Source organism: Kitasatospora sp. NPDC086801 (genome assembly GCF_044745805.1).
Taxonomy (GTDB): Bacteria; Actinomycetota; Actinomycetes; order Streptomycetales; family Streptomycetaceae; genus Kitasatospora.
Map to the genome: position 1 here is coordinate 1 of NZ_JBIVAX010000011.1, position 24853 is coordinate 24853.

At 74.3% G+C, this 24853-nt stretch carries 19 protein-coding genes and 1 pseudogene; 16 read left to right on the forward strand and 4 right to left on the reverse strand.

Translation table 11 applies throughout. From position 1 onward, the window contains the following. Positions 1 to 326: 326 nt before the first annotated feature. A pseudogene (locus tag ACIPLC_RS14980) lies at positions 327 to 1017 on the forward strand (tetratricopeptide repeat protein); the annotation flags it as partial. 346 nt (positions 1018 to 1363) lie between these two features. Here the strand turns inward: ACIPLC_RS14980 and ACIPLC_RS14985 are convergent. Then, on the reverse strand, positions 1364 to 2734 hold the full coding sequence (locus ACIPLC_RS14985; protein ID WP_400473393.1) for a DUF1015 family protein: 1371 nt from the start codon (positions 2732 to 2734) through the stop codon (positions 1364 to 1366). Positions 2735 to 2826: 92 nt separating this feature from the next. On the opposite strand from ACIPLC_RS14985, the gene ACIPLC_RS14990 reads away from it, so the two are divergent. Next, positions 2827 to 3426: a tetratricopeptide repeat protein gene (locus ACIPLC_RS14990; RefSeq protein WP_400473394.1), complete on the forward strand. Its 600-nt coding sequence runs from the start codon at positions 2827 to 2829 to the stop codon at positions 3424 to 3426. Positions 3427 to 3524: 98 nt separating this feature from the next. Next, positions 3525 to 4562 carry an HAD-IIA family hydrolase gene (locus tag ACIPLC_RS14995; protein WP_400473395.1) on the forward strand — a complete coding sequence of 346 codons (1038 nt, stop codon included), beginning with the start codon at positions 3525 to 3527 and terminating at the stop codon, positions 4560 to 4562. A gap of 125 nt (positions 4563 to 4687) precedes the next feature. On the opposite strand, the gene ACIPLC_RS15000 is transcribed toward ACIPLC_RS14995, so the two are convergent. Beyond that, on the reverse strand, positions 4688 to 5035 hold the full coding sequence (locus ACIPLC_RS15000; RefSeq protein ID WP_380379778.1) for a sterol-binding protein: 348 nt from the start codon (positions 5033 to 5035) through the stop codon (positions 4688 to 4690). Positions 5036 to 5212: 177 nt separating this feature from the next. Between ACIPLC_RS15000 and ACIPLC_RS15005 the strand changes: the two genes are divergently transcribed. From ACIPLC_RS15005 to ACIPLC_RS15020, 4 genes are all read left to right on the forward strand, one after another. Then, positions 5213 to 6106, forward strand: coding sequence for a histone H1-like repetitive region-containing protein (locus ACIPLC_RS15005; RefSeq protein WP_400473396.1), 894 nt, complete (start codon positions 5213 to 5215; stop codon positions 6104 to 6106). Continuing rightward, positions 6090 to 6278 carry a hypothetical protein gene (locus ACIPLC_RS15010; RefSeq protein ID WP_280685950.1) on the forward strand — a complete coding sequence of 63 codons (189 nt, stop codon included), beginning with the start codon at positions 6090 to 6092 and terminating at the stop codon, positions 6276 to 6278. Before ACIPLC_RS15005 ends, ACIPLC_RS15010 begins: the two co-directional genes overlap by 17 nt. Beyond that, entirely contained in the window at positions 6275 to 7132 is an 858-nt protein-coding gene (locus ACIPLC_RS15015; RefSeq protein ID WP_400473397.1) for a TlyA family RNA methyltransferase, read from the forward strand. The genes ACIPLC_RS15010 and ACIPLC_RS15015 overlap by 4 nt, the downstream gene beginning before the upstream one ends. Positions 7133 to 7225: 93 nt before the next feature. Beyond that, on the forward strand, positions 7226 to 8134 hold the full coding sequence (locus ACIPLC_RS15020; protein WP_063349647.1) for an NAD kinase: 909 nt from the start codon (positions 7226 to 7228) through the stop codon (positions 8132 to 8134). 19 nt (positions 8135 to 8153) lie between these two features. Here the strand turns inward: ACIPLC_RS15020 and ACIPLC_RS15025 are convergent, their stop codons facing one another. After that, on the reverse strand, positions 8154 to 9653 hold the full coding sequence (locus tag ACIPLC_RS15025; protein ID WP_400473398.1) for a PLP-dependent aminotransferase family protein: 1500 nt from the start codon (positions 9651 to 9653) through the stop codon (positions 8154 to 8156). A gap of 132 nt (positions 9654 to 9785) precedes the next feature. Here ACIPLC_RS15025 and ACIPLC_RS15030 point away from each other — a divergent pair, with 132 nt between their 5' ends. From ACIPLC_RS15030 to ACIPLC_RS15040, 3 genes are all read left to right on the forward strand, one after another. Further along, positions 9786 to 10493, forward strand: a complete 708-nt coding sequence (locus tag ACIPLC_RS15030; RefSeq protein ID WP_400473399.1) for a YitT family protein — start codon at positions 9786 to 9788, stop codon at positions 10491 to 10493. Between the two features lie 88 nt (positions 10494 to 10581). Next, a complete protein-coding gene (gene recN, locus ACIPLC_RS15035) occupies positions 10582 to 12315 on the forward strand; it encodes a DNA repair protein RecN (protein WP_400473567.1) in 1734 nt (577 codons plus the stop codon). Positions 12316 to 12562: 247 nt separating this feature from the next. Then, positions 12563 to 13741, forward strand: coding sequence for a glycosyltransferase family 4 protein (locus ACIPLC_RS15040; RefSeq protein ID WP_400473400.1), 1179 nt, complete (start codon positions 12563 to 12565; stop codon positions 13739 to 13741). Between the two features lie 27 nt (positions 13742 to 13768). Here the strand turns inward: ACIPLC_RS15040 and ACIPLC_RS15045 are convergent, their stop codons facing one another. Beyond that, positions 13769 to 15787: a glycoside hydrolase family 15 protein gene (locus ACIPLC_RS15045; RefSeq protein ID WP_400473401.1), complete on the reverse strand. Its 2019-nt coding sequence runs from the start codon at positions 15785 to 15787 to the stop codon at positions 13769 to 13771. Positions 15788 to 16506: 719 nt separating this feature from the next. Here ACIPLC_RS15045 and ACIPLC_RS15050 point away from each other — a divergent pair. The 6 genes from ACIPLC_RS15050 (at position 16507) to ACIPLC_RS15075 (ending at position 24778) form a co-directional block, all read left to right on the forward strand. Beyond that, a complete protein-coding gene (locus ACIPLC_RS15050; protein WP_400473402.1) occupies positions 16507 to 18186 on the forward strand; it encodes a CTP synthase in 1680 nt (559 codons plus the stop codon). A 93-nt stretch (positions 18187 to 18279) separates the two neighbouring features. Further along, entirely contained in the window at positions 18280 to 18927 is a 648-nt protein-coding gene (locus ACIPLC_RS15055; protein ID WP_400473403.1) for an NUDIX domain-containing protein, read from the forward strand. A 175-nt stretch (positions 18928 to 19102) separates the two neighbouring features. Next, a complete protein-coding gene (locus tag ACIPLC_RS15060; protein ID WP_400473404.1) occupies positions 19103 to 21325 on the forward strand; it encodes an AAA family ATPase in 2223 nt (740 codons plus the stop codon). Positions 21326 to 21585: 260 nt separating this feature from the next. Next, positions 21586 to 22701 carry an alanine dehydrogenase gene (gene ald / locus ACIPLC_RS15065; RefSeq protein WP_400473405.1) on the forward strand — a complete coding sequence of 372 codons (1116 nt, stop codon included), beginning with the start codon at positions 21586 to 21588 and terminating at the stop codon, positions 22699 to 22701. Positions 22702 to 23126: 425 nt separating this feature from the next. After that, positions 23127 to 24194 (forward strand): ParA family protein, encoded by a 1068-nt coding sequence (locus ACIPLC_RS15070; RefSeq protein ID WP_400473568.1) that lies wholly within the window; start codon positions 23127 to 23129, stop codon positions 24192 to 24194. Then, complete coding sequence (locus tag ACIPLC_RS15075) at positions 24191 to 24778, forward strand: hypothetical protein (protein WP_400473406.1); 588 nt, start codon at positions 24191 to 24193, stop codon at positions 24776 to 24778. The genes ACIPLC_RS15070 and ACIPLC_RS15075 overlap by 4 nt, the downstream gene beginning before the upstream one ends. Positions 24779 to 24853 lie beyond the last annotated feature (75 nt).

Below are 24853 nucleotides of genomic sequence, written 5' to 3' on the forward strand. Positions count from 1 at the left end.
GTGACGACCGTCCGTCCGGTGGTGGCGGTTTCCGTCGTGATGACCGCCCGGGTGGCTTCAACCGTGACCGTGACGACCGTCCGCGTCGTGACGACGGCCCCTCCGGCGGCTTCAACCGCGACGACCGTGGCGACCGCGGTGGCTTCCGTCGTGACGACCGCCCCTCCGGTGGCGGTTTCAACCGTGACCGTGGCGACCGCCCCTCGGGCGGCTTCAACCGCGATGACCGCGGCGACCGCGGCGGCTACCGGGGCAACCGCGACGACCGCCGTGACGACCGTGGCGGCTACGACGACCGTCGTGGCAACTACGAGCCCGTCAAGCGCCTGCCGATCCCGGAGGACGTCACCGGTTTCGAGATCGACGCGGACGTGCGTCAGGAGCTCAAGAGCCTGCCCAAGACGCTCGCCGACGACGTCGCCCGCAACCTGGTGATGGTGGCCAGCCTGCTCGACAGCGAGCCGGAGGAGGCGTACCAGTACTCGCGCGTCGCGCTCCGTCTGGCCTCCCGCGTGCCCGCCGTCCGCGAGGCGGCCGGTTTCGCCTCGTACATGACGCAGCGGTACTCCGAGGCGCTGACCGAGTTCCGTGCCGCCCGTCGGATGACCGGCCGGGCGGACCTGTGGCCGGTGATGGCCGACTGCGAGCGCGGTCTGGGCCGTCCGGAGCGGGCGCTGGCGATGGCCGGTGAGCCCGAGGTGAAGCAGCTGGACAAGGCCGGCCAGGTCGAGATGCGCCTGGTCTCCGCCGGCGCCCGCTCCGACATGGAGCAGTTCGACGCGGCCGTGGTGACCCTCCAGAGCCCGGAGCTGGCCTCCAGCGCGGTGCACCCGTGGACCGCACGCCTTCGGTACGCCTACGGCGAGGCGCTGATCGCGGCCGGCCGTGGCGACGAGGCCCGTGAGTGGTTCGCGAAGGCGGCCGAGGCGGACACCGACGGCACGACCAACGCGGCGGAGCGCCTGGCCGAGATCGACGGAGTGGAGTTCGTGGACGCGCTCGACCCGGAGATGGCGGAGGAGGAGTCCGAGCAGGCCGACGCCCCGGCGAAGAAGCGTGGCGGCGAGGCCTCCGACGACCGCGTGATCTTCGAGGACGAGGAGGACGTCGAGGAGTACTACGACGAGGACGACCTCGAGATCGACGAGGAGTTCGACGGCGTGGCGCCCGCACGTTCCACCGAGGCCAAGGACGAGGCCAAGACCGCGGCCAAGGCTGACGCCGAGGCCGACGGCGGCGAGACCGAGGCCAAGGGCGGCGCCCGCAGCTGAGCGGCTCCGACCGACGAGTGAGGCCCTGCCCGCTTCCCCCGGGAATTCCCGGGGGAAGCGGGCAGGGCCTCTTCGCGTTTGGGGGCGGGGGCCTAGCCCAGTTCGAGGTTGCGCAGCACCAGTCCGGTGGCCGGTTTCGGCCCGAAGGAGGTGGACTTGCGCGGCATGGTGACGCCCTGTTCGGCGAGTCTGCGGACCACGCTCTCCCGGACCGGGTGCAGCAGGACGGCGGTGCCGCCGGTGCGCGCGGCCTCCTGTTCGGCGGCTGCGGCGGTGTGCAGGTAGCCGATGTCGTCCGGGCCGTCGGGGACGTGCCAGGTGCGGTCGAGCAGGGTGGCGTGCAGGACGGTGGCGTCCAGGTGGCGCCACTCCTCGGGCCGGTCGTGCGGCACGGTGGCGTCGAGCAGCGCCTCCTCGGGCTCGCCGAGCAGCCAGTACACGCCGTCCCCGCCGGTCAGTATGAAGCCGTTGCCGCCGTGCCGTTTCTGCTCGGCGAGGGCCTGGAGGGCGGCGGTCAGCGGGCCGGGGACCTCCTTGACCTTCCACTGGTCGCCGAGCTTCTCCAGCGCCTCGGCCGTCGGCAGCCGGTACAGCACGCGGTGGATGGCCCTGACCCGCAGCGGGTAGCGGGCGGTGTCCACCAGGAGCACCAGGCCGCGGTCCCACGGGCTGCGCGGCAGGTGGCGGTGCTCGCGCTGGAGGCGGAGGTACATCTCCCAGCGGTGGTGGCCGTCGGCGATCAGGGCCCGGCAGGTGGCGAGGTCGCGGCCGATCTCGGCGATCTCGGCGGGGTCGGCGACGGCCCAGAGGCGGTGGTGGGTGCCGTCGCTGGTGGCCGTGGAGAGCAGCGGCTCGCCCTGGACGGTCCGCTCGATGACGCCGGAGGCGCCGCCGTTGCCCCGGTAGGTGAGCAGCAGCGGTTCGAGGTTGGCCCGGGTGGTGCGCATCAGGCCGACCCGGTCGGCGACCGGCCGCGGCATCACGTCCTCGTGGGGGAGGACCACACCGGCCTCGCGACCGCTCACCGCGAGGGCGCCGATCAGCCCGCGTTGGAGCAGTTCGGGGGAGTCGCCGGTGGCGGGCACGCGCTGCTCGTAGACGTAGAGCGCGGGCGCCGGGTCGGCGGCGAGGATCCCCTCGCGCTGCCAGGCGGCCAGTAGCCGGGCGGCGTGCCGGTACTTGGTGTCGCGGTCGGGCCGGTCGCCGGCGTCCTCGGGTTCGGGCCTGGGCAGGATCAGCCGGACCACGTTGTGCGGGTCGGCGGTCTCCAGGTCGAGCCGACGGCCGGGGTCGACGACGTCGTACGGCGGTGACATGACCGCGGCCAGGGCGCCGACCCGGTCGGGGACGTAGCGCAGGCCTCGGAAGGGTGACAGGGACAGGCCTGCGGTGGCGACGTGCCCGGGATCGCCGGGGCCGCCCTCGGGAGTCTCGACTCCGTCTTCTGCACTGGGTGTGCTCATTCTGGGCATCGTAACCGGGTACGCGTTGTTGAGAGATCGGAATACCCGTGCTGACCTGTGGGACGGGTGTGTGACCGAGGGCGAGGTACCGCATGGACGAGGGGCAGGAACGGCTGGACGGCGGCGGCCCGGCCGAGCAGGGTGGGCTGGACGGCGCCGCCGGAGGGGGCGCTGCGGCACACGGCGGCGTGCCGGCGCAGGGGCGTCCCGGCGAGCCGACCGGGGACGTGTACGACTGGTTCCGGCGCGGTGGGAGGCTGCTGGCGCAGGGCAACCCGGCGGCCGCCGAGCAGTTGCTGGCCCGGGCGGCGGCGGCCGAGCCGCACTCGCGCAGCATCCGGGAGACGCTGGCGCGGGCCCAGTTCGACACCGGTTCGTACGCGGCGGCGCTGGAGAACTTCCGGGCCGTCGCGCTGGCCGATCCGTCGGACGACTACGCTCAGTTCGGGTGGGGCGTCGCGGCGGCCCGGCTGGGAGACTTCGAGGCGTCCGCCGAGCACCTGGCGCTGGCCGTGGCGATGCGGCCGGGCACCGAGCACTACCAGGCGGCGCTGCGGCAGACCAGGGCGACCCTGGCGGCCCGCGCCGGGGCGTTCGGCCCGCTGCTGCCCGGGGCACCCGGGTACCTGGCGGCCCCGCCGGGCCCGGACGGGGCGGCAGCGGGCGAAGCCGGTGCGGACGACGAGGTCTGACCGGCTGGGCCCACCGACTCCGGGCCCACCGACTCAAGGGCCCACCCGCTCGGGGCACCCGAGGAAGCGAACGACGCAGTGAATGAGGTAGCGCAGCCATGACCGAGACGGCCACCACCGTGCGACGGACCGCCCCCGGCGGCAGCGAGCAGCCGCTGACCGAGGCGTACGACACGGCGCTGCTGGACCTGGACGGCGTGGTCTACGCGGGCCCGCACGCGATCGAGCACGCCGTGGACGCGCTGGCCGCCGCCCGGACGGCCGGGATGCGGCTCGCGTACGTGACCAACAACGCCTCCCGCCCGCCGCGGGTGGTGGCCGAGCACCTGACCGGGCTGGGCGTGCCGGCCGAGCCGGCCGACGTGATCAACTCGGCGCAGGCGGCCGCCCGGGTGGTCGCCGAGCAGGTGCCGGCCGGGGCGAAGGTGCTGGTCGTGGGCGGCCCGGGGCTGGAGGAGGCGCTGGCCGAGCGCGGGCTGGTCGCCGTCCGCTCGCTGGCCGAGGAGCCGCTCGCGGTGGTCCAGGGATACGACCCGTCGGTCGGCTGGGCGCAGCTGGCGGAGGCCGCGTACGCGGTGCAGCAGGGGCTGCCGTGGGTGGCCTCCAACACCGATCTGACCATTCCGACCGCGCGCGGCATCGCGCCCGGCAACGGGACGCTGGTGGCGGCGGTGCGGGCGGCCGCCGGGGTGGACCCGGTGGTGGCGGGCAAGCCGCAGCCGCCGATGCACCGGGAGACCGTGCTGCGGACCGGCGCGCGGCGGCCGCTGGTGGTCGGCGACCGGCTGGACACCGACATCGAGGGCGCGTTCAACGGCGGGGTGGACAGCCTGCTGGTGTTCACCGGGGTGACCACCCCGGCGCAGCTGCTGGCGGCCCCGGCCGAGCACCGGCCGACCTACCTGTCGGCGGACCTGCGCGGGCTGCTGGAGCCGCACCCGGCGGTCACGTCCGGGGCGGACGGCTTCGGTTGCGGCGGCTGGGTCGCGGCGGCCGCCGGCGGTGTGCTGCGGCTGGGCGGCGGCGGGGACCGCTGGGACGGTCTGCGGGCGCTGTGTGCGGCGGCGTGGACGGCGCTGGACGCGGACGGCGCACCGGCCGACGGGCGCAAGGCCCTGGCCGAACTGGGGTTCTGAGCCGCCGCACAGCACTCAAGGCGAGGGCGGTCGGGTCCGGAGCACTCGGGTCCGGAGCACTCGGGTCCAGAGCGTTCGGGTTCAGAGTGTTCGGGTCCAAGAGGGAAGGACCACGGTGGCCGGGTTCAGAGCAGGGTGCGCAGCCGCAGCAGGTCGCGGAAGCCCGCCTCCAGCCGGATCCGGCCGCCCGCCCAGGCGGACGCGAAGTTGAGCCCGCCGAAGACCACGGCGACCAGGTCGTCGCTGCTCATGGTGAGCCGGATCGCCGCCTTCTCGGCCGGGGCACCGGGGGCCGAGGCGAGGTCGTGGATCCGGCCGTCGCGCAGTTGGCCGGTGAAGGTCAGGTCGAGGTCGGTGATCCGGCAGCTGAGCGAGCGGTCGAGAGCGGCCGCCTTGCGGACGTCACCGGTGGACTTCGCCATGTTCCGGCTGAGCTGTTCCAGTGCCTCGCGGCACTCCTCGGCGTTGGCCATGGCGGTGGTTCCCCTCCCTGGGTTCCCTGGTGGTCGCGGCAGGTGACGGCGATGGTCCCTGCCGGGCCACGGTACCGCAGCCGGGTTTTGGCGGTAGCGTCGTCGGTGGGGTGCCCGGATCGGCCCGGGCACCGACGGCGACGGAGCGATGCGCGTAGGCGCTAAGGAGGCACCCGGATGCTGCCGAGGACGGTGCGGGGAGTGGTGGAGGTCGCCGCCGGGCTGGCGGAGGAGGTCGGCAAGCGGGTCGTCGGGACGGCGGCCGTGATCCTGGAGCGGACCGGGGTCGACGTCACCGAGGTCGAGCGTCGGCTCGGCGGGCAGTTCCCGCCGTCGGCCAAGACGCTGCAGACGCTGGCGGAGGAGGCGGTCACCGCCGGGCGGGCCGGGGTGGACCTGGCCGTCGGGGTGGCGCGCGGCGAGGTGGAGAAGGCCTTCGAGAAGGTCGGCGACCAGGTGATGAAGGTCGGCGTGGTGCTCGCCTATCTGGAGAGCAAGCTGCGCGAGGTCGAGGAGGAGGCCGAGCCCGCGGTGCGGTCGGCCGGGTTCGACGGGGCGGCGGAGCCGGCGCCGGCGCCCCGGGCGGACGACCTGTTCGGGCGCGGCTGGGAGCGCGCGGACGAGCAGCCGGTGGCCCGGGCGGCGGGGGAGCCGATCGTGGCCGAACGGGTGGAGGTGGACGAGCCGGTCGAGGTCGACCCGCCCGTCCCGCCGGTACGGTCGTCGCTACCGGGAAAGGCCGCCGCGAAGCGGACCCCGGTGAAGAAGCCCACGGCAGCGGAGCAGACCTCGGCGGAGAAGGCCCCGGCGGCGGGCCGGGCCGGGGCGAAGAAGTCCCCGGCGAAGAAGCCGGTGGCCAAGAAGCCGGTGGCCAAGAAGACGGCCGCCAAGAAAACGGCCACCAAGAAGACGACCGTGCGCAAGACGGCCGTCAAGAAGACCGCCACCGCGCAGCAGGCCGCCGCCGAGCCGGCCGCGCAGCCCAAGGCGCCCGCGAAGCGCACGGCGACGAAGAAGACCACCGTCCGCAAGGCCACCAGCACGAAGAAGCCCGATGACCGGACCAGCTGAAGCCGTTGAACCGCTCGGCGTGGAACTGACCCCGACCGGACACCCCGTCGTGGACGCCGGGCTGGCCCGGCTGGAGGCCCTGGACGGGGTCCCGGCCGAGGCACACGTCGAGGTGTACGAAGATGTTCACCAGCGGCTCGCCGACACGCTGGCCGCGCTCGACCAGGAATGACCCTGGAACGACCCGCAGGACCGGTAGGAGCTGAAACACCAGTGGCAGTGGCACGACGCCGACTCGACGCGGAGCTGGTCCGCCGCAAGCTGGCCCGGTCGCGTGAGCACGCGTCCGAGCTGATCGCGGCCGGCCGGGTGACCGTCGGCGGCACCACCGCGACCAAGCCGGCCACCCAGGTGGAGACCTCGGCGGCGGTCGTGGTGGCCAAGGACGACAACGACCCCGACTACGTCTCGCGCGGCGGGCACAAGCTGGCCGGGGCGTTCGCCGCCTTCGTCCCGCAGGGCCTGGTGGTCGAGGGCCGCCGGGCGCTGGACGCGGGCGCCTCCACCGGCGGCTTCACCGACGTCTTGCTGCGGGCCGGCGCGGCCGGCGTGCTGGCGGTGGACGTCGGCTACGGGCAGCTCGCGTGGTCGCTGCAGAGCGACGAGCGGGTCACGGTGATGGACCGCACCAACGTCCGGGAGCTGACCCTGGACCTGATCGGCGGTACCCCGGTCGACCTGGTGGTGGGTGACCTGTCGTTCATCTCGCTGGGCCTGGTGCTGCCCGCGCTGGCCGCCTGCGCGGCCGAGGACGCGGACCTGGTGCTGATGGTCAAGCCCCAGTTCGAGATCGGCAAGGAGCGCCTGGGCAGCGGCGGGGTGGTGCGCAGCCCGCAGCTGCGCGCCGAGATGGTGCGCCAGGTCGCCGGGCAGGCGTGGGCGCTCGGGCTGGGCGTGCGCGCGGTCACCGCGAGCCCGCTGCCGGGCCCGTCCGGGAACGTGGAGTACTTCCTCTGGCTGCGCCGCGACGCCCCGCAGCTGGATCCCGCGGCGGCGGACCGGGCCGTCGAGGAGGGGCCCCGATAGGGTGCTCTGGGGGCGTCCGGTCCGTCATGCTGTGTGACGCGGCCGTACCGGGGTCGAAGGCGACCCGGCAGGCGTGAGGGAGAGGGCAGCGGCATGAGCGATGAAGAACGTACGGTCTTCCTGATCGCGCACACCGGCCGGGCGGCGGCGCTGCGCAGCGTCGAGGCCCTGGTGCACGGGCTGCTGAAGGCGGGCATCCGGATCAGGCTGCTCGCCTCCGAGGCGTTGGACCTGGACCTGCCGGACGGGGTCGAGAAGGTGGCCGGGGGGCCGGGTGCGGCGGACGGCTGCGAGCTGATCCTGGTCGCCGGCGGAGACGGGACACTGCTGCGCGGGGCGGAGCTGGCCCGCGAGCACGGGCTGCCGATGCTCGGGATCAACCTGGGCCGGGTCGGGTTCCTCGCCGAGGCCGAGCGGGACGATCTGGCCGTGGTGGTCGAGCGGGTGGTCGACGCCGACTACGAGGTCGAGGAGCGGATGACGATCGACGTCATCGTCCGCACCAACGGTGATGTGGTGCACCAGGACTGGGCGTTGAACGAGGCGTCGATAGAGAAGGCCTCCCGGGAGCGGATGTTGGAGGTGGTGACCGAGGTGGACGGCCGCCCGGTCTCCAACTTCGGCTGCGACGGCGTGGTGTGCGCGACGCCGACCGGCTCCACCGCGTACGCGTTCTCCGGCGGCGGGCCGGTGGTGTGGCCGGAGGTGGAGGCGCTGCTGATGGTGCCGATCTCCGCGCACGCGCTGTTCGCCCGCCCACTGGTGACCTCGCCGGACTCGGTGCTGGCCGTCGAGGTGCAGCCCAAGACCCCGCACGGCGTGCTCTGGTGCGACGGGCGGCGCACGGTCGAACTGCCCGCCGGTGCACGGGTGGAGGTCCGTCGGGGGCAGACCCCGGTGCGCCTGGCCAGACTGCACCGGGCGCCGTTCACCGACCGGCTGGTGGCCAAGTTCGCGCTGCCGGTGACGGGTTGGCGCGGCCGGGCGAACACGCACTGCTGACCGCCCGTCGGTTCGCCGGTCAGATCGCCAGCGGCGGGGTGTCGCCGGGCGGCCCGTACCGGCCGCCCGCCGTCGCCCGGGTGGCGGTCTCGGCGAGCCGCTGCACGGCGGCGGGGACGGCCGGGGCCGGCACGGTGAGCGGGATCCGGATGTGGTGCTCGAACGCGCCGTCCGAGCCGAACCGGTTGCCCGAGGCGATCCGCACCCCGGCGCGCTCCCCGGCCCGGGCCAGCGCCGCGCCGGACAGCCCGCCGGTGGACACCCAGAGCGAGAGCCCGCCGGGCGGCGGCGTGAACGACCAGCCCGGCAGGTGCTCGGGCAGTGCGGCGGCGAAGGCGTGCGCGGTCGCCCGCAGCCGGTCCAGCTGGTGCGCCCGGACGGCGGGCAGCGGCTCGCCCAGCAGTTCGGCGGCGATCAGCTGCTCCAGGACCGGCGTGCCGACGTCGCTGTAGACCCGGTCGGAGGCCAGCCGGCGCACCAGCGCGGGCGCGGCCCGGACCCAGCCGATCCGCAGGCCGCCCCAGAGCAGCTTGCTGGCCGAGCCGACGGTGACCACTTGGGCGGACCGGTCCAGCGCGGCCGTCGGGCGCGGCAGCGGGACGGACTCCGGTACGCCCCAGCCGAGTTCGGCGGTGGTCTCGTCGACCAGGACGACGCTGCCGGCGGCCCGGGCGGCGGCCAGCAGCTCGCGGCGCTGGTCCTCGCCGATTAGCGCGCCGGTCGGGTTGTGGAAGTCCGGGATCACGTAGGCGACCTTGGGCGTCGCCCCGCGCAGCACCCCGCGCCACTCGGCGAGGTCCCACTCGGGCTGGGGGCGGTAGCCGTACGGCACCGGCACCAGCCGGGCGCCGGTGATCCGGAGCGCCTGGAGGGTGTGGGCGTAGCTGGGCGCCTCGACGGCGACCCGGTCGCCGCGGCCGATCAGCGCCCGCTGGAGCAGGTGCAGCCCGCCCATCGCGCCGGTGGTGACGAGGATCTGGTCGGGGGTGGTGGGCAGGCCGCGCTCGGTGTAGCGGCGGGCGAGGGCCTCGCGCAGCACCGGGACGCCGGTCGGGTAGTGGCCGTGCCCGGCGGCGTAGCAGGGCAGCTGCTCGACGGCCCGGGCGGCGGCCTCGCCGAGGAAGGGCTGCGGGGCCGGCAGGGCGGCGACGCCGAGGTCCAGGGTGCGGCCCTGCTCGTCCGGCGGGACGGGGTGCAGCGCGTCGCTGGGCGGCGGGGCGCCCTCGGGCAGGGCGGTCCAGCTGCCGGCGCCGCGGCGGCTGAGCAGGTAGCCGTCGGCGCGCAGGGTCTCGTAGGCGGTGGCGACGGTGGTGCGGCTCAGCTCCAGGGCGCCGGCGAGTTCGCGTTCGGCGGGCAGCCGGGCGCCGACCGGCAGGCGGCCCTCGGTGACCAGCAGCCGGATCTGCCCGGCGAGGGTCCGGTAGGCGGGGCGGCGGGCGGTGGCCGGTTCGGGCAGCCGGGCGGCGGCGAGCAGCCGGGCGAGCGCGGGCGGGGTGACGGTGGTGTGCCAGTCGGCCAAGGCTGATCAGTCCACTTGCTCGAAATTGGCCCTGGAGTGGGCCTTATTGGCCTGGCCATCATGGCAGGGCGGCCGTCGAGTCCGCCACCACCGGGGCCGCCCGGGGTGCAGCACCACCCGCAGGAGCGCCCGATGGCCACCACGACCACGCCCACGTCCATGCCCGCGACCACGCCCGCACCCGCCCCGGAGACCGCCCCGCCGCCGTTCGCCGCCCGGGTGCTCGGCGACACCCACGCCCTGGGCCGCCGGATCCCGCAGCTCGCCGTCGGCCTCTACCTGTACGGCGCGAGCATGGCGCTGATGCTGCGCTCCGGCCTCGGCCTCGACCCGTGGGACGTCTTCCACCAGGGCCTGCAACGCGTCGCCGGCCTCTCGGTGGGCACCTGGGTGACCATCTGCGGCGCCCTGGTCCTGCTGCTGTGGATCCCGATCCGCCAGCGCCCGGGCGTCGGCACCGTCGCCAACGTGCTGGTGCTGGGCGCCTCGATGGACCTCACGCTGCGGCTGGTCGACGGCCCGGACGGGCTGCCCGCCCGGATCGCGCTGATGGTCGCCGCGATCGTGCTCAACGGCCTGGCCACCGGCCTCTACATCGGCGCCCGCCTGGGCCCCGGCCCGCGCGACGGCCTGATGACCGGCCTGCACCGGCGCACCGGGCGTTCGCTGCGGCTGATCCGCACCGGCATCGAGGTGACGGTGCTGGTCGCCGGCGTCCTGCTGGGCGGCACCGCCGGGGTCGGCACGGTCGCGTACGCACTGGCGATCGGCCCGCTGGTGCAGATCTTCCTGCCGTGGTGCACGGTGCCTGCACCCGGGCAAACGCCCCGGAAGGGATGAACTTCGGGGCGCGGAGTTGCCGCGCGCCGTTGCCGCTCGTCGCGCGCCGGGGGTGGAACCTCGTAAGGTCGTCTCCGTGTTGGACGAGATGCGGATACGGGATCTTGGGGTCATCGACGACGCGGTGGTCGAACTCGCCCCCGGCTTCACCGCCGTGACCGGTGAGACCGGCGCCGGAAAGACCATGGTCGTGACCAGCCTCGGCCTGCTGCTCGGCGGTCGCGCCGACCCGGGCCTGGTGCGCAACGGGACCGGACGCGCCGTCGTCGAGGGCCGGCTGGAGCTGCCCGCCGGCTCCCCGGCGGCGCTCCGTGCGGCCGAGGCCGGGGCCGAACTGGACGACGGCGCCCTGCTGATCAGCCGGACCGTCTCCGCCGAGGGCCGCTCCCGGGCGTACGTCGGCGGCCGGGCCGTCCCGGTCGGACTGCTCACCGAACTCGGCGAGGACCTGATCGCCGTGCACGGCCAGACCGACCAGCAGCGGCTGCTGCGCCCGGCCCGCCAGCGCGGCGCGCTGGACCGGTACGCGGGCGAGGCGGTGGCCGAGCCGCTGGTCCGCTACCGGGAGACCTACCGGAGCCTGCGCGAGGTCTCGGCGACCCTGGAGGAGCTGACCACCCGGGCCCGTGAGCGCGCCCAGGAGGCCGACCTGCTGCGCTTCGGCCTGGACGAGATCGCCGCCGCCGAGCCGGTGGCCGACGAGGACGCGGAGCTGGGCGCCGAGGCCGAGCGGCTCGGCCACGCCGACGCGCTGTCCTCCGCCGCGACCCTCGCCCACGCCGCCCTGGCCGGCGACCCGGCCGACCCGGAGGCGCTGGACGCGGGCACCCTGCTCGCGCAGTCCCGCCGCGCCCTGGACGCCGTGCGCCACCACGACGAGCGCCTCGCCGCCCTCGCCGACCGCCTCAACGAGGTCGGCTACCTGCTCGCCGACGTGGCCGGTGACCTGGCCGGCTACGCGGACGACCTGGACGCCGACCCCGTCCGGCTCGCCGCCGTCGAGGACCGCCGGGCCGTCCTGGCCCAGCTGCTGCGCAAGTACGGTGGCCCGGAGAACACCCTCGCCGAGGTGCTCGCCTGGGCCGAGGACGGCTCCGCCCGGCTCGCCGAACTCGACGGCGACGACGACCGGATCGACCGGCTCGGCGCCCAGGAGACCGCGCTGCGGGCCGAGTTGGCCGAGCTGGCGGCCGAGGTGTCGGCCGCCCGGCAGGCCGCGGCCGGACGCTTCGCCGAGGCCGTCTCCGCCGAACTCGCCGAACTGGCGATGCCGCACGCCCGGGTGACCTTCTCGATCGCCCAGGTCGACGACCTGTCGGGGATCGAGGTCGACGGCCGCACCGTCGCCTACGGCCCGCACGGCGTGGACGAGGTCGAGGTGCTGCTCGCCCCGCACCCCGGCGCCCAGCCCCGCCCGATCGCCAAGGGCGCCTCCGGCGGTGAGCTGTCCCGCGTGATGCTCGCCGTGGAGGTGGTCTTCGCGGGCGCCGACCCCGTCCCCACCTACCTGTTCGACGAGGTGGACGCGGGCGTCGGCGGCAAGGCCGCAGTCGAGATCGGCCGCCGGCTGGCCAAACTGGCCGAAAGCGCCCAGGTCGTGGTGGTCACCCACCTGCCGCAGGTCGCCGCCTTCGCGGACCGGCACCTGGTGGTGGAGAAGACCAACGACGGCACCGTGACCCGCAGTGGCGTCAAGGTGCTGAACGACGAGGAGCGGGTGCGCGAACTCTCCAGGATGCTGGCCGGTCTGGAGGACTCCGAGCTCGGCCGCGCCCACGCCGAGGAACTGCTGGCCGCCGCCCGGGCCCCGCGCCACCGCTAGGGCGGATCCGGTGATTCCCGCCGGGCGCGCCCTGCGGGACCTGCTGCGACACGCTCTGGCCGGGGTGCCCGACCCACCGACAGGGCCCGGTGGCCCTTGCGGACGGAAGGCGACGCGCCCCTGGTGGCGCCGACTGTCCAAGAGGGCCGCCGACCTGGCATGGTGGCGGCTGGAAACTGGCTTTCCAGTCCCGAGCGCCGCCGACGGGCAACCCTCGCGAAGCGGCGCGCGAACCTGATCGAGTCGGATGCGAGAGAACGTGGACCATTCCGCCGCCCGGGCCGCCGCTGCCACCCCCGAACCGGGGCAGCTGCACGTGGTACTCGTCCTGGCCGCCAGCACCGGCGGTATCGGTGCCCACGTGCGCTCCCTGGCGCAGGGCCTCGTCGCGCACGGCGTGATCGTCACGGTGTGCGCCCCGGCCGGCACGGACGCGCTGTTCGGCTTCTCCCGCACCGGCGCCAGGTTCCACACCGTCGACATCACCCCCACCGCCGGCGCCCGCAGTGACGCCACCGCGATCGGCGAGCTGCGCCGGGCCTTCACCGGCGCCGACGTGGTGCACGCGCACGGGCTGCGTGCCGGACTGCTCGCCGACCTCGCCCTGCGCACCGCCGGCCGCTTCCCGGGCCTGCGCCCGGAGACCCCGTTGGTGGTCACCTCCCACCACGCGCTGCTGGCCACCGGCATGGAGCGCCGCCTGCAGCGGCTGATGGAGCGCCGGGTCGCGCGCGCCGCCGACCTCGTCCTCGGCGCCTCCTCCGACCTGGTCGCCCGGGCCCGCGAGCTGGGCGCCACCGACGCCCGGCTCGGCCCGGTGGCCGCCCCACCGATGCCCGAGGGCCGGCTCGACCGGGCCGCGGCGCGCGCCGCGCTGCTCGGCGACGGCCCGGACCGGCCGCTGGTGCTGGCGGTCGGCCGGCTCGTCCCGCAGAAGGCCTTCGGGCTGCTGCTGGACGCCACCCGCGAGCTGTCCGTGCTGGATCCGGAGCCGCTGCTGCTGCTCGCCGGGGACGGCCCGGAGGCGGCCGGGCTGCGCGAGCGGGTCGCCGCCGAGAAGCTGCCGGTACGGCTGCTCGGCTACCGAACCGACGTGCCCGACCTGCTGGCCGCCGCCGACGTGGTGGTGGTCTCCAGCCGCTGGGAGGCCCGCTCACTGGTGGTGCAGGAGTCGATGCGGGCCGGCGTGCCGGTGGTCGCCACCGCCGTCGGCGGGATCCCCGAGCTGGTCGGCGACGCGGCCGTGCTGGTGCCGGCCGGCGACCCGGTCGCGATCGGCCGGGCGGTGCGCGGACTGCTGGTCGACCCGGCGGGCCGCGAGCGGCTGGTGGCGGCCGGCCGGCAGCAGGCCGAGACCTGGCCGGACGAGGCCGCCACCGTCGCCCAGGTGCTCAGCACCTACGACGAGCTGGTCCAGCGGGACTAGACCGCCGGACCGCCGGGCACCGGACCGCTAGACCGTCGCCTGCTCGACCCGCTCGGCCGCCAGGCCGTCCGGTTGGGTGGACAGGTAGGCGCCGCCGCAGGCGGTCAGCCGCAGTGCGGTGTCGATCAGCGGGACGTGGCTGAAGGCCTGCGGGAAGTTGCCGACCTGGCGCTTGAGCCGCGGGTCCCACTCCTCGGCGAGCAGGCCGAGGTCGTTGCGCAGCGCGAGCAGCCGGTCGAACAGCTCGCGCGCCTCCTGCACCCGGCCGATCATGGCGAGGTCGTCGGCCAGCCAGAACGAGCAGGCCAGGAAGGCGCCCTCGTGGCCGGAGAGGCCGTCCACGTTCTCGACGTGGTCGCCGCTCGAATCGTCGTGGGTCGGGTAGCGCAGGACGAAGCCGTCCTCGGTGGACAGTTCGCGCTGGATCGCCTCGATGGTGCCGATGACGCGCTTGTCGTCCGGCGGCAGGAAGCCGACCTGGGGGATGAGCAGCAGTGAGGCGTCCAGCTCCTTGCCGCCGTAGTACTGGGTGAAGGTGTTGCGCTCCGGGTCGTAGCCCTTCTCGCAGACGTCCCGGTGGATGGTCTCGCGCAGCTCGCGCCAGCGCTCCAGGTGGCCGTCGGAGGGGGCGTCCTCGGGGGTCTGCTCCAGCAGCTTGATCGTCCGGTCGACGGCGACCCAGGCCATCACCTTGGAGTGGACGAAGTGCCGGCGCGGGCCGCGGACCTCCCAGATGCCCTCGTCCGGCTCCTGCCAGTGGTCCTCCAGGTACTCGATCAGGCGCAGCTGGAGGTGGTGGGCGTGGTCGTTGCGGACGAGGCCGGTCATGTGGGCGAGGTGCAGGGCCTCGACGACCTCGCCGTAGACGTCCAGCTGGAGCTGACCGGCCGCGCCGTTGCCGACCCGGACGGGCTGCGAGCCCTCGTAGCCGGGCAGCCAGTCCAGCGAGGACTCGGTGAGTTCGCGCTCGCCGGCGATGCCGTACATGATCTGGAGGTTCTCCGGGTCGCCGGCGACGGCGCGCAGCAGCCACTCGCGCCAGGCCTTGGCCTCGTCGCGGTAGCCGGTGCGCAGCAGCGAGGAGAGGGTGATCGCGGCGTCGCGCAGCCAGGTGTAGCGGTAGTCCCAGTTGCGCTCGCCGCCGATGTCCTCGGGCAGCGAGGTGGTGGGGGCGGCGACGATGCCGCCGGTGGGGGCGTAGGTGAGGCCCTTGAGGGTGATCAGGGAGCGGATCACGGCCTCGCGGTAGGGGCCCTGGTAGGTGCACTGGGCGGCCCACTCGTGCCAGAAGTCGGCGGTGGCGTCGAGCATCTCCTCGGCGTCCGGGGCCTTCGGCGCGTCCAGGTGGGAGGCCTGCCAGGTCAGCGCGAAGGCGATCCGCTCGCCGGCGGTGACGGTGAAGTCGGCGTAGGTGGTGAGGTCGCGGCCGTAGGTCTCGGACTCGCCGTCCAGCCACACCGAGTCGGGCCCGGCCACGGCGACTGTGCGGTGGCCCCCGCCGGCCTGCTCGACCCGGTGCACCCAGGGCACGATGCGCCCGTAGGAGAAGCGCATCCGCAGGGCCGAGCGCATCCGGACGGTGCCGGACACACCTTCGACGATCCGGATCATCTGGGGGACGGCGTCGCGGCCGGCCAGCGGGCGCGGCGGCATGAAGTCGATCACCCGGACGGTGCCGCCCTGGGCGTCCCACTCCTGTTCCAGGATCAGCGAGTCGTCCCGGTAGCGGCGGCGGTCGGCGGGCACCGCCGGGGCGGCCGCGGTGGGCGGCGGGACCCTCAGGTCGCCGGTGTGGGTGAAGCGGGGGAGGCCGAGGGCGGGGGCGGCCGGGGTGGGGGGTGCCGCGGGGGTGGGGACCTCGGTCGCGACGGCTTCGGCCGGACCGATCCGCCAGAAGCCGTGTTCATCGGTGCCGAGCAGGCCGGCGAAAACGGCCGGAGAGTCGAAACGGGGCAGGCAGAGCCAGTCCACCGCTCCGTCCCTGCTGACCAGGGCAGCGGTCTGCATGTCCCCGATGAGTGCGTAGTCCTCGATACGGCCGGCCACGTGGATCTCCAGTTCGCAATGTGGTCACGACGCATCGGCGATCCGGGGGAGCGAGCGGTTTGCGGGGCCGGAGCCCACCCCGGGACGTCCGGCCCGCCGGGGGTGGTGGCGGGCCTTGCTGGAGTGTCCGCGCGGGGCTCGGTCGAGCCCCTGGAGTGGGTGGGGAGGAGCTGGAATACGGGGAGGTCCGGTCGCGCATCGGGGACCGGGAGTGTCCTGACCTCCCACGCCCTCCGCGTGCTCGTGCTGTCGGCGATGCGTCCGTGCAGCTTACGACGGACGAAAGGGGCGAAGCACGCGGGCGCAGCCTCGTGTGGCGCCACAATTCGGCGGAAATGCCGTGCATCGCGAGGACGCCGGGCAGGATGGTCCGGACGGATCAGTTCCGGCTGGTCCCAGTGGAGGGGCTGTCATGGCCCGAACGGAGTGCTCCGAAGTGGCCCGGTCCGGCCGTGGTGCGCCCGGTGTGACTGGTGCGCCTGATGATGCGCCGGTTGTGCGCCCCGCGCACGCCCCCGGTGCGCCGCGAGCGGGCCGGAAGGCGTCCCGGTCGGGTCACTGATACCCTGGTATCCCGTGGACCGGTGGGATCAAACGCCCCGGACCAGCCGAATCGACGACCCCCCGAGTGCCGTGCACCGCACCGCCTCCCGTCGTTCGGCGAGTCGAGAGCATCCCGCCCACGTCACCTTCGACACGCGACCCACGGGAGCCCCCTCTTGGCACAGCCCCATTCCGGCAAGGCAGCGAACGGCCGCGCCGTGACGACCAAGCACCTCTTCGTCACCGGGGGTGTCGCCTCTTCGCTCGGCAAGGGCCTCACCGCCTCCAGCCTCGGCGCGCTCCTCAAGGCCCGCGGCCTGCGCGTCACCATGCAGAAGCTCGACCCGTACCTCAACGTGGACCCGGGCACCATGAACCCGTTCCAGCACGGTGAGGTCTTCGTCACGGACGACGGCGCCGAGACCGACCTGGACATCGGCCACTACGAGCGGTTCCTGGACACCAACCTGCACGGTTCGGCGAACGTCACCACCGGCCAGGTCTACTCCACCGTCATCGCCAAGGAGCGACGCGGCGAGTACCTGGGCGACACCGTCCAGGTCATCCCCCACATCACCAACGAGATCAAGTCCCGGATCCGCCGGATGGCGACCGAGGACGTCGACGTGGTGATCACCGAGGTCGGCGGGACCGTCGGCGACATCGAGTCGCTGCCGTTCCTGGAGGCCGTCCGCCAGGTCCGCCACGAGGTCGGCCGGGACAACGTGTTCTTCGTGCACGTCTCCCTGCTGCCGTACATCGGCCCCTCGGGCGAGCTGAAGACCAAGCCCACCCAGCACTCCGTCGCCGCGCTGCGCAACATCGGCATCCAGCCCGACGCGATCGTGCTGCGCGCCGACCGCGAGGTCCCGCAGGCCATCAAGCGCAAGATCTCGCTGATGTGCGACGTGGACGAGGAGGCCGTGGTCGCGGCCATCGACGCCAAGTCGATCTACGACATCCCCAAGGTCCTGCACGGCGAGGGCCTGGACGCCTACGTGGTGCGCCGGCTCGACCTGCCGTTCCGCGACGTGGACTGGACCACCTGGGACGACCTGCTGCGCCGCGTCCACGAGCCGCAGCACATCGTCAAGGTCGCCCTGGTCGGCAAGTACATCGACCTGCCGGACGCCTACCTGTCGGTGACCGAGGCGCTGCGCGCCGGCGGCTTCGCCAACAATGCCCGGGTCGAGATCAAGTGGGTGACCTCGGACGACTGCGAGACCCCCGAGGGCGCCCAGGCGCAGCTCGGCGACGTGGACGCGATCTGCATCCCTGGCGGCTTCGGCGACCGCGGCGTCAACGGCAAGGTCGGCGCCATCACCTTCGCCCGCGAGAACCGCGTCCCGCTGCTCGGCCTGTGCCTGGGCCTGCAGTGCGTGGTCATCGAGGCGGCCCGCAACCTGGCCGGTCTGCCCGAGGCCAACTCCACCGAGTTCGACGCCGCCGCCAAGCACCCGGTCATCTCGACGATGGCCGAGCAGCTGGCCATCGTCGACGGCAAGGGCGACCTGGGCGGCACCATGCGTCTGGGCCTGTACCCGGCCAAGCTCGCCGAGGGTTCGATCGTCCGTGAGGTCTACGGCGGCGAGCAGTACGTCGAGGAGCGCCACCGCCACCGCTACGAGGTCAACAACGCCTACCGCGCGGACCTGGAGAAGACCGGCCTGCAGTTCTCCGGCCTCTCGCCCAAGGGCGACCTGGTCGAGTACGTCGAGTACCCGCGCGAGGTGCACCCGTACCTGGTGGCCACCCAGGCCCACCCGGAGCTGAAGTCCCGCCCGACCCGCCCGCACCCGCTGTTCGCGGGCCTGGTCAAGGCCGCCATCGAGATCAAGACCAGCGCGGCCGAGTAAGTCGTCGGTCGTTCACCGGACGGCGGCCCCGCGATTCCCGCGGGGCCGCCGTCCGGCGTTAGATTGTGTCGCACTGACGAAAAGGGGAGAGCGATGGACGAGCAGCGCGACCAGGGGATCGCCGACGTGGCCGAGGAGTGGGAGGTCCGGGAGAGCCGGACGCCGTTCCAGGGCAAGGTCACCGGCGTGCGCAGCGAGGAGGTCCGGATGCCCGACGGCAGCTGGGCCCGCCGCGACTACCAGACCCACCCCGGCTCGGTCTCCGTGCTCGCCCTGGACGACGAGCAGCGGGTGCTGGTCCTGCGGCAGTACCGCCACCCCGTCCGCCAGCGCCTGTGGGAGCTGCCCGCCGGCCTGCTCGACGTGCCCGGCGAGAACCCGTGGCACGCCGCGCAGCGCGAGCTGTACGAGGAGGCGCACTGCAAGGCCGACACCTGGCGCGTCCTCGCCGACTACTACACCTCCCCGGGCGGCACCGACGAGGCGCTGCGGATGTTCCTCGCCACCGACCTCGCGGAGGCCGAGGGCGAGCGTTACGCGGCGGAGGGCGAGGAGCAGGAGATCGAGGTCGCCTGGGTGCCGGTGTCCGAACTGATCCGGCTGATCCAGGCCGGGCGGCTGCACAACCCGACCCTGATCACCGGCACGCTCGCCGTGCACGCCGCGCTCACCGGTCCGGCCGGTCTGGACGGGCTGCGCCCGGCGGACTCGCCCTGGCCGGCCCGGCCCTTCGAGGGGTGAGCGAACGGTCCCCACGCCTCCTACGCGCCCCGCTGTTGATCCGCAGGGGTGATTTACCGGTTCGTACGACCGGATGTCACCTCGGCTGAGCCGGACGGTCGAACTACGCTTCGCAGACAGGGCGCCCGTCCCGGGCCGCCTCCGCTGAGGCCGGATGACGTCGGGAGTGGCACGGGTGGCGAGGAAGACGGCGACGATGGACCCCGGCCCCGACGCGCCCGCCGGGGCCGTTCCGGGCCTCGACAGGCTGCCGGCCGGGCCCGCCCTGTTCGTCGGGCGGCGTGCCGAACTGGCCGCGCTGCGGGCGGCCGCCGCACGCCCGGCCACCGGCCGCAGCCCGGTGCTGGTCCTGGCCGGTCGCCCCGGCTCCGGCCGCACCACGCTGGCGGTCCGCTTCGCCCGCACCGCCGCCGTGGACCACCCCGACGGCGTGCTCTTCGCGCGCCTGTCCGCCCCCGACGGCGGCCGGGTGGCGCCCGCCCGGGCCGCCCGCCTGCTGCTGGAGCAGCTCGACCCCGAGGCCCCCGTGCCGCTGCCCGGCGCCACCGAGGACGGCCGGGACGAGCCCGCCTGCGTCGCGCTGCGCGAGGCGCTCGCAGGGCGCAGGGTGCTGCTGGTGCTGGACGACGTTCGGGACGCCGGGCAGCTGTGGCCGTTGCTCGCCGACGAACCCGGCTGCCTGGTGCTCGCCACCACCGCCGGGCCGCTCACCGGCATCGAGGACATCGACCCGGTGATCCTCGGCGGGCTCGACCGGCAGGCCTCCGGCGAACTGCTCGCCGACCTCGTCGGCGGCACCCGGATCTCCTGCGACCCGGTCGGCGGCGCCGACCTGGCCGAGGCCTGCGCCGCCCGGCCGGCCGCCCTGCGGCTGATGGCCGGGTGGCTGCGCGGCGATCCGAAGGCGGCCGTCACCGAGGCGGCGCGCGAGCTCACCCGGGTGGTGGGCGAGGAGTCGGCGCGGTCGGCGGCGCCGAAGGGGGACGGGGAGAAGGCGGAGAAGCCCGCGAAGCCCGTCCAGGGGGCGAAGTCCGGGAAGCCCGGGAAGCCCGGGAAGTCCGCTCAGGGGGTGAAGAGCGCTCAGGCGGCGGTGCCCGGGAAGCCCGTCCAGGGGGTGAAGAGCGCTCAGGCGGCGGTGCCCGGGAAGCCCGTCCAGGGGGCGAAGAGCGCTCAGGCGGCGGTGCCCGCGAAGCCCGGGAAGGCCCCGAAGGCCTCGCCGCCGGGGGAGGGGCCGGCCGAGGGCCTGGCACCGGAGCCCGCCGCCGGTGAAACGGCCGGGGAGCAGGCGGCCTGGGTGAAGCCCGGCCCGGAGCCGGCCGAGCCGGTGCCCGTCCCCGACAGCGACCCGCTGATCGGCGCGTTCACCCTGCTGTACGGCACGCTCCCGGCCGCCCAGGCGCGGATGCTGCGCACCCTCACCCTGGCCCCGGCGCAGACCGCCGACCCGCGCACCGCCTCCGCCCTGGTCGGCTGCCCGGCACCGGAGGCGGCCGCGACGCTCGCCGCGCTGGCCGAACGGGAGCTGCTCGGCCAGGAGGCGCCGGCCGCCGACGGCAGCTCGCGCTACCGGGTGCCCGGCCGCCTCTACCCGAGGCTGGTCCGGCTGCGCGAGCAGGAGGACCGGCCCGCCGAGACCGAACTCGCCCGGGCCCGGCTGCTGGAGCGGCTGGTCCGGCTCACCGAGTCGGCCCGCGCCCTGCTGGACCCCGAGGCCGGCACGGCGCCGGACCCGCTGCCCGCCGCCCTGCGGCTGGGCTCGCCCGAGCACGCCCGGGAGTGGCTGCTGGGCGAGCGGGACCTGCTGCTCGGGGCGGTGGCCGACGCGATCGGCCAGGGCGACCTGGACGGCTCGGCGGGCCGGCTGGTCACCGCGCTGCTGCGGGCCCTGCCGCTGACCGGCGCGGCCGCCCCCGCCGACCTCTACCGGCTGCACGAACTGGTGCTGACCGTCGCCGAGCGGCACGGCAGACCCCGCCGGGCCTCGGCCGCGCTGCTCAACCTGGGCGACCTACAGGCCGCCGCGGGCCGCTGGGAGCAGGCCGTCACGCACTACCGGGCCGCCCTGGAGCACGCCCGCACGGCCGGCGACGAACCGCTCTGCGCCCGGGCCCTGGAGGGTGCGGCCGGCTGCCACCGGGCGCTCGGCGACGCGGTGCGAGCCGCTGACTGGTACGGGCGGGCGCTCGGCCTGCGGCAGTCGATGGGGGAGCCCGCGGCCGAGGCCCGGCTGCTCGCCCGGGTGGCCGAGGCGCACACCGCGCAGCGCCGTTTCGACGAGGCGGACCGCGAGTACCGGGCCGCGCTGGCGGTGCTGCGCAGGCTCGGCGACGAGCGCGGCCGGGAGGCCGTCGGGGCCGCCCTCGCGGACCTGCGGGAACGGGTCGACGCCGGGTGGTGAGGGGTGTTTCGGAGGTATTGTCGAAGATGCCCGGTTAACACACCTTTGGTGGGAAGATCGCAAGGGAAGCCTACGAACCTGCCAATGTGTTCGGCAGATTTATTCACTTTGGAAGGCTGACACGCCGACTGGGCTTCATTACACTCGAACTCAGTCGCGCAGCGATCCCCGCCCCGGGCTGCCCCGGAGGCTCCCCACGTGCGCGTCGCCCGCCGGTCTTCTCCGGTAGGGACCCCCATGGCAAGAGGACGTGTTTAGCCGTGAAGGTCGGCATCCCCCGCGAGGTCAAGAACCACGAGTACCGCGTGGCCATCACGCCCGCCGGCGTGCATGAGCTGGTCCGCAACGGACACGAGGTCTACATCGAGGACAACGCCGGTGTCGGCTCCTCGATCCCCAACGAGGAGTACGTGGCCGCCGGCGCCACCATCCTCCCCACCGCCGACGAGGTGTGGGCCACGGCCGACCTGCTGCTGAAGGTCAAGGAGCCCATCGCCTCCGAGTACCACCGGCTGCGCAAGGGCCAGACCCTCTTCACGTACCTGCACCTGGCGGCCGACCGCGCCGGCACCGACGCGCTGATCGCCTCGGGCACCACCGCCATCGCGTACGAGACCGTGCAGCTCGGCAACGGCGCGCTGCCGCTGCTCGCCCCGATGTCCGAGGTCGCGGGCCGTCTCGCCCCGCAGGTCGGCTCGTACCACCTGATGCGCCCGGCCGGCGGCCGCGGCGTGCTGCCCGGTGGCGTGCCCGGCACCCACCCGGCGAAGGCCGTCGTCATCGGCGGTGGCGTCTCCGGCTGGCACGCGGCCACCATCGCCATCGGCATGGGCTACGAGGTGACCCTGCTCGACCGCGACATCAACAAGCTGCGTGAGGCCGACCGCATCTTCGGCACGAAGATCAAGGCCATCGTCTCCAACACCTTCGAGCTGGAGAAGGCCGTCGTCGAGGCCGACCTGGTCATCGGCGCGGTGCTGATCCCGGGTGCCAAGGCCCCGAAGCTCGTCACCAACGAGCTGGTCTCCCGCATGAAGCCGGGCTCCGTGCTCGTCGACATCGCCATCGACCAGGGCGGCTGCTTCGAGGACTCGCACGCCACCACGCACGCCGAGCCGACCTTCCAGGTCCACAACTCGGTCTTCTACTGCGTGGCCAACATGCCGGGCGCCGTCCCGAACACCTCCACCTACGCGCTGACCAACGCGACGATGCCGTACGTCGTCGAGCTGGCCAACCGCGGTTGGAAGGAGGCGCTGCGCCGTGACCCGGCGCTCGCCAAGGGCCTGAACGTGCACGAGGGCCAGATCACCTTCCCGGCCGTGGCCGAGGCCTTCGGCCTGGAGTCGGTCTCGCTGGAGAGCGTGCTCGCCTGATCCGGTAGACCGCCCGGCGGTCGTTCGCCCCCGACCCGATCCCCTCGGGCCGGGGGCTTCGCCGTGCCCGTGAACGGGTGGTGGAGCGGGCGGGTCGCTCTGTCGTCAATTTCCGTCGGTCGTGTCACCCCACCGCAGAAACGTTAGGGTCAACGGCCTACTCATCCCTTGACATCGGCCCGCCCGATAGTCGACACATCCGGCCCACTACCGTGGATTGTGTTGCTGCGAACGCCTTGAACGGCCTAGAGTCGCAAACCGTCGGCATGCTGCCACGCTGACGAATCGACATAGAGTCCTGGATGCCCAAGGAGGTAAGACGACTTGTGAATGAGTCGACATTTGCTCCCGGGGGTGGTCAGCCAGGACTGGCGGAGCGCACCGCCGGCCAGCCGAGTGAGGAGCCCGGGGCCCGGCAGCCCTCCGTGGGCTCGGCCGAGGTCGGCTCGGTCGCACTCCGTACCTTCGAAGCACGCCAGAACACAGCACAGGTGACCACGGTGACCGATCACGACGCCGACTTGGCGGCCTACGGCCTGGCCTACGGCGAGTTCGCCTACGGCGCCTACGACGACCCGGACGCCGAGTACGAGCCGGACCCGGAGTACGCCGCCACACTGGCCCCCGACGCCGCGCGCCAGCGCCGCGAGCGGGTCGGCCCGACCGGCCGTCCGCTGCCGTACTTCCCGATCCCCGCGCCGGTCGCCGAGCACGGCCCCGCGCAGATCATCGCCATGTGCAACCAGAAGGGCGGCGTCGGCAAGACCACGTCGACCATCAACCTGGGCGCCGCGCTGGCCGAGTACGGCCGCCGGGTGCTGCTCGTCGACTTCGACCCGCAGGGCGCGCTCTCGGTCGGCCTCGGCGTCAACCCGATGGAACTCGACGTCACCGTCTACAACCTGCTCATGGAGCGGGGCCTGACGGCCGATGAGGTGCTGCTCAAGACGGCCGTGCCGGGCATGGACCTGCTGCCGTCCAACATCGACCTCTCCGCCGCCGAGGTGCAGCTGGTCAGCGAGGTGGCCCGGGAGTCCGCGCTGGCCCGCGCGCTCAGGCCGCTGCTGCCCGACTACGACTTCGTCATCATCGACTGCCAGCCCTCGCTGGGCCTGCTGACGGTCAATGCGCTGACCGCCGCTCACAGCGTCATCGTCCCGCTGGAGTGCGAGTTCTTCGCGCTGCGCGGCGTCGCGCTGCTGACCGAGACCATCGAGAAGGTGTGCGAGCGGCTCAACCCCGAGCTGCGCCTGGACGGCATCCTCGCGACCATGTACGACTCGCGCACCGTGCACAGCCGCGAGGTGCTGGCGCGCGTCGTCGAGGCGTTCGGCGAGCACGTCTTCCACACCGTCATCGGGCGGACCGTGCGCTTCCCGGAGACCACCGTCGCCGGCGAGCCCATCACCACGTACGCGACCAACTCGGTCGGTGCCGCCGCCTACCGCCAGCTCGCCAGGGAGGTGCTCGACCGGTGCCGCCCCGCCGAGTGAGTCTCCCGGGGGCCGACGAGCTGTTCCGGACCACCGGCGGGATGGCGCTGTCGCCGTCCCTCGCGCCGCGTCCGGCCGCCGAGGCAGCCAGAGCGGAGACCGCGCGGACCGTCCACGGCACGGACGGCGCCGAAGGCGCCGAGGACGCTCAGGACACCCAGCGCACCGGCGAGGCCGGGCGGCAGCCGTCCCCGGACCAGCAGCCGGCCGTCGGCGTACCGGCGCCCGCACAGCCGCCCGGCCAGCGCTCCGCCACGGCGGCGGGGCCCCAGGGGGCCGCGTCGGTCGGCCGCCAGCACCCCGGCGCCGCCGAGGACCAGGCCGGCGGCACCGGGCGTGCCCGGTCGCGCGGCCGCGCACCGCGCCGCCCCAGCGGGCGCGAGCGGCACGACGAGAAGATCACCGTGTACGTGTCCGCCGAGGAGCTCATGGACCTGGAGCACACCCGGCTGGTGCTGCGCGGTGAGCACGGCCTGGCCGTGGACCGCGGGCGGATCGTCCGGGAGGCCATCGCGGTCGTCCTGGCGGACCTGGAGCAGCGCGGTGAGGCCTCCATCCTGGTCCGGCGGTTGCGCGGCCGCTAGGCCCCCTCCCGGGCTTTGGCGGCGCCTCTGGTGCCGCTGGTGATGGTGCTGCGGCTGGCGTTGCTGGTGTTGCTG

Excerpts from the sequence above, each read along its gene's own strand:
- ACIPLC_RS14985 (WP_400473393.1), bottom strand. The coding sequence starts at position 2,734 with ATGAGCACACCCAGTGCAGAAGACGGAGTCGAGACTCCCGAGGGCGGC.
- ACIPLC_RS14990 (WP_400473394.1), top strand. The coding sequence starts at position 2,827 with ATGGACGAGGGGCAGGAACGGCTGGACGGCGGCGGCCCGGCCGAGCAG.
- ACIPLC_RS14995 (WP_400473395.1), top strand. The coding sequence starts at position 3,525 with ATGACCGAGACGGCCACCACCGTGCGACGGACCGCCCCCGGCGGCAGC.
- ACIPLC_RS15000 (WP_380379778.1), bottom strand. The coding sequence starts at position 5,035 with ATGGCCAACGCCGAGGAGTGCCGCGAGGCACTGGAACAGCTCAGCCGG.
- ACIPLC_RS15005 (WP_400473396.1), top strand. The coding sequence starts at position 5,213 with ATGCTGCCGAGGACGGTGCGGGGAGTGGTGGAGGTCGCCGCCGGGCTG.
- ACIPLC_RS15010 (WP_280685950.1), top strand. The coding sequence starts at position 6,090 with ATGACCGGACCAGCTGAAGCCGTTGAACCGCTCGGCGTGGAACTGACC.
- ACIPLC_RS15015 (WP_400473397.1), top strand. The coding sequence starts at position 6,275 with ATGACCCTGGAACGACCCGCAGGACCGGTAGGAGCTGAAACACCAGTG.
- ACIPLC_RS15020 (WP_063349647.1), top strand. The coding sequence starts at position 7,226 with ATGAGCGATGAAGAACGTACGGTCTTCCTGATCGCGCACACCGGCCGG.
- ACIPLC_RS15030 (WP_400473399.1), top strand. The coding sequence starts at position 9,786 with ATGGCCACCACGACCACGCCCACGTCCATGCCCGCGACCACGCCCGCA.
- recN (WP_400473567.1), top strand. The coding sequence starts at position 10,582 with ATGCGGATACGGGATCTTGGGGTCATCGACGACGCGGTGGTCGAACTC.
- ACIPLC_RS15040 (WP_400473400.1), top strand. The coding sequence starts at position 12,563 with ATGCGAGAGAACGTGGACCATTCCGCCGCCCGGGCCGCCGCTGCCACC.
- ACIPLC_RS15055 (WP_400473403.1), top strand. The coding sequence starts at position 18,280 with ATGGACGAGCAGCGCGACCAGGGGATCGCCGACGTGGCCGAGGAGTGG.